Source organism: Plantactinospora sp. KLBMP9567 (assembly GCF_033446045.1).
Classification (GTDB): domain Bacteria; phylum Actinomycetota; class Actinomycetes; order Mycobacteriales; family Micromonosporaceae; genus Plantactinospora.
Genome location: NZ_JAWQRR010000071.1, coordinates 35,001 through 38,641 on the forward strand (window position 1 = coordinate 35,001; position 3,641 = coordinate 38,641).

Below are 3,641 nucleotides of genomic sequence, written 5' to 3' on the forward strand. Positions count from 1 at the left end.
TTGGCGGAGACACTGGCGAGTCTTGCCTGGCAGCGGCCGGGTTCTAGTACGCATCTTCCTGTGTGGGGGTGGTGGAACGGGCTTGGTGCGGCTGGGTGGGGTGTAGGGCATCCTGTTGGGTCCTGAGGGAACAACCGTGTGGTTGGTTCTTCGGGTTGGCCGTGGGCGGGCGTTTGCTCGTCGGGCTGCCAGGCATGGCCTGGCCTCGCATACCGGGTCCTTTCCTTTGGGGTGGGGTTGCTGGTGTGGGGTGGTGGGTTGTGGGTTGGTCGTTTGTTGAGAATTACACAGTGGACGCGAGCATCTTTGTGGTCAAGTTGTCAAGGGCGAACGGTGGATGCCTTGGCACCAGGAGCCGATGAAGGACGTGGGAGGCCGCGATAGGCCTGGGGGAGCTGTCAACCGAGCTGTGATCCCAGGGTGTCCGAATGGGGTAACCTGGCACCAGTCATGTGGTGTCACCTGCACCTGAATTCATAGGGTGTGTGGAGGGAACGCGGGGAAGTGAAACATCTCAGTACCCGTAGGAAGAGAAAACAATAGTGATTCCGTGAGTAGTGGCGAGCGAAAGCGGATTGAGGCTAAACCGGTTGCGTGTGATACCTGTCAGGGGTTGCGTGGTCGGGGTTGTGGGACCTCATGGGGAGAGCTGACACTCTTCCGGGGAGTTATAAAGCCAGTTGTTAGCTGAATGGTGTGGAAAAGCCAACCGTAGGCGGTGATAGTCCGGTAGGTGAAAGCAGCTGGTCTTCCTTGTGGGTGTTCCCGAGTAGCGGCGGACTCCTGTAATCTGCCGTGAATCTGCCAGGACCACCTGGTAAGCCTAAATACTTCCTGGTGACCGATAGCGGACGAGTACCGTGAGGGAATGGTGAAAAGTACCCCGGGAGGGGAGTGAAATAGTACCTGAAACCGTTCGCCTACAATCCGTCGGAGCCTTTAGGGGTGACGGCGTGCCTTTTGAAGAATGAGCCTGCGAGTTAGTGGCATGTGGCGAGGTTAACCCGTGTGGGGTAGCCGTAGCGAAAGCGAGTCTTAATAGGGCGTGTAGTCGCGTGTTCTAGACCCGAAGCGGGGTGATCTAGCCATGGGCAGGCTGAAGCGTGGGTAAGACCGCGTGGAGGGCCGAACCCACCAACGTTGAAAAGTTGGGGGATGACCTGTGGTTAGGGGTGAAAGGCCAATCAAACTCCGTGATAGCTGGTTCTCCCCGAAATGCATTTAGGTGCAGCGTCGTGTGTTTCTTGCCGGAGGTAGAGCACTGGATGGTCTAGGGGCCCTACAAGGTTACTGAAATCAGCCAAACTCCGAATGCCGGTAAGTGAGAGCGCGGCAGTGAGACTGCGGGGGATAAGCTTCGTAGTCGAGAGGGAAACAGCCCAGATCGCCAGCTAAGGCCCCTAAGCGTGTGCTAAGTGGAAAAGGATGTGGGGTCGCATAGACAACCAGGAGGTTGGCTTAGAAGCAGCCATCCTTTAAAGAGTGCGTAATAGCTCACTGGTCAAGTGGTTCCGCGCCGACAATGTAGCGGGGCTCAAGTACACCGCCGAAGCTGTGGCATTCACATTTTACTTCGCGGTCACTTTCGGGTGGTTGTGCAGGTGTGTGGATGGGTAGGGGAGCGTCGTGCCGGGGGTGAAGCAGCGGGGTGACCCAGTTGTGGACGCGGCACGAGTGAGAATGCAGGCATGAGTAGCGAAAGAAGGGTGAGAAACCCTTCCGCCGGATGACCAAGGGTTCCAGGGCCAGGTTAATCCGCCCTGGGTGAGTCGGGGCCTAAGGCGAGGCCGAGAGGCGTAGTCGATGGATAACGGGTTGATATTCCCGTACCCGTGTAGGAGCGCCCGTGATGAACCTCGTTGTGCTAACCGCCTGAACCGTCCGAGACCTTCGGGTTGAGGGTGGGGAGCGTGGGAACCTGGCGGGTAGTAGTCAAGCGATGGGGTGACGCAGGAAGGTAGCTGAGCCCGGCCGGTGGTTGTGCCGGGGTAAGCGTGTAGGCCGTACCATAGGCAAATCCGTGGTGCATGTGGCTGAGACGTGATGCCGAGCCGATTCAGGTGAAGTCAGTGATCCTATGCTGCCGAGAAAAGCCTCTAGCGAGTTCCGAGCGGCCCGTACCCTAAACCGACACAGGTGGTCAGGTAGAGAATACCGAGGCGATCGGGTGAACTGTGGTTAAGGAACTCGGCAAATTGCCCCCGTAACTTAGGGAGAAGGGGGGCCGGAGACGTGAAGCCCCTTTGCGGGTGGAGCGTTGTATGGCCGCAGAGAGCAGGGGGAAGCGACTGTTTACTAAAAACACAGGTCCATGCGAAGAAGTAATTCGATGTATATGGACTGACGCCTGCCCGGTGCTGGAACGTTAAGGGGACCGGTTAGTCTTTCGGGGCGAAGCTGAGAACTTAAGCGCCAGTAAACGGCGGTGGTAACTATAACCATCCTAAGGTAGCGAAATTCCTTGTCGGGTAAGTTCCGACCTGCACGAATGGCGTAACGACTTCCCCACTGTCTCAACCACAGGCCCGGCGAAATTGCAGTACGAGTAAAGATGCTCGTTACGCGCGGCAGGACGGAAAGACCCCGGGACCTTTACTATAGCTTGACATTGGTATCTGAATTAGCTTGTGTAGGATAGGTGGGAGCCGGTGAAGTCCATACGCCAGTATGGGTGGAGGCAATCTTGAAATACCACTCTGGTTGGTTTGGGTATCTAACTTCGGGCCCTTATCGGGTTCAGGGACAGTGTCTGGTGGGTAGTTTAACTGGGGCGGTTGCCTCCTAAAATGTAACGGAGGCGCCCAAAGGTTCCCTCAGCCTGGTTGGCAATCAGGTGTTGAGTGTAAGTGTATAAGGGAGCTTGACTGTGAGACTGACGGGTCGAGCAGGGACGAAAGTCGGGACTAGTGATCCGGCACTTGCGTGTGGAAGCGGTGTCGCTCAACGGATAAAAGGTACCCCGGGGATAACAGGCTGATCTTCCCCAAGAGTCCATATCGACGGGATGGTTTGGCACCTCGATGTCGGCTCGTCGCATCCTGGGGCTGTAGCAGGTCCCAAGGGTTGGGCTGTTCGCCCATTAAAGCGGTACGCGAGCTGGGTTTAGAACGTCGTGAGACAGTTCGGTCCCTATCCGCCGTGCGCGTAGGATACTTGAGAAGGGCTGTCCCTAGTACGAGAGGACCGGGACGGACGAACCTCTGGTGTGCCAGTTGTCCCGCCAGGGGCACGGCTGGTTGGCTACGTTCGGGAGGGATAACCGCTGAAAGCATCTAAGCGGGAAGCCTGCTTCAAGATGAGGTATCCCACCCCAGTGATGGGGGTAAGGCTCCCAGTGAGACGACTGGGTTGATAGGCCGGAGATGTAAGCCAGGTAACTGGTTCAGTTGACCGGTACTAATAAGCCGAGGACTTGACTACAAAGCTGCTACGCGTCCACTGTGTGATTCACAGCAAACGAACAACAAGAGGTTCCCTTGCGTGTGGATGAGGGATTGTTGTTTGTGTTGTTGATAGGGTTACGGCGGTTATGGCGGAGGGGAAACGCCCGGTTACATTCCGAACCCGGAAGCTAAGCCTTCCAGCGCTGATGGTACTGCACTCGGGAGGGTGTGGGAGAGTAAGACGCCGCCGGACATCTT

The 3,641-nt window shown here is 56.9% G+C and carries 2 rRNA genes; both read left to right on the forward strand.

Features of this window, described 5'->3' with window-relative positions:
• Positions 1-310: 310 nt before the first annotated feature.
• A 23S ribosomal RNA gene (locus R6Y94_RS44495) occupies positions 311-3,420 on the forward strand.
• 99 nt (positions 3,421-3,519) lie between these two features.
• Positions 3,520-3,636 (forward strand): 5S ribosomal RNA (gene rrf, locus R6Y94_RS44500).
• Positions 3,637-3,641 lie beyond the last annotated feature (5 nt).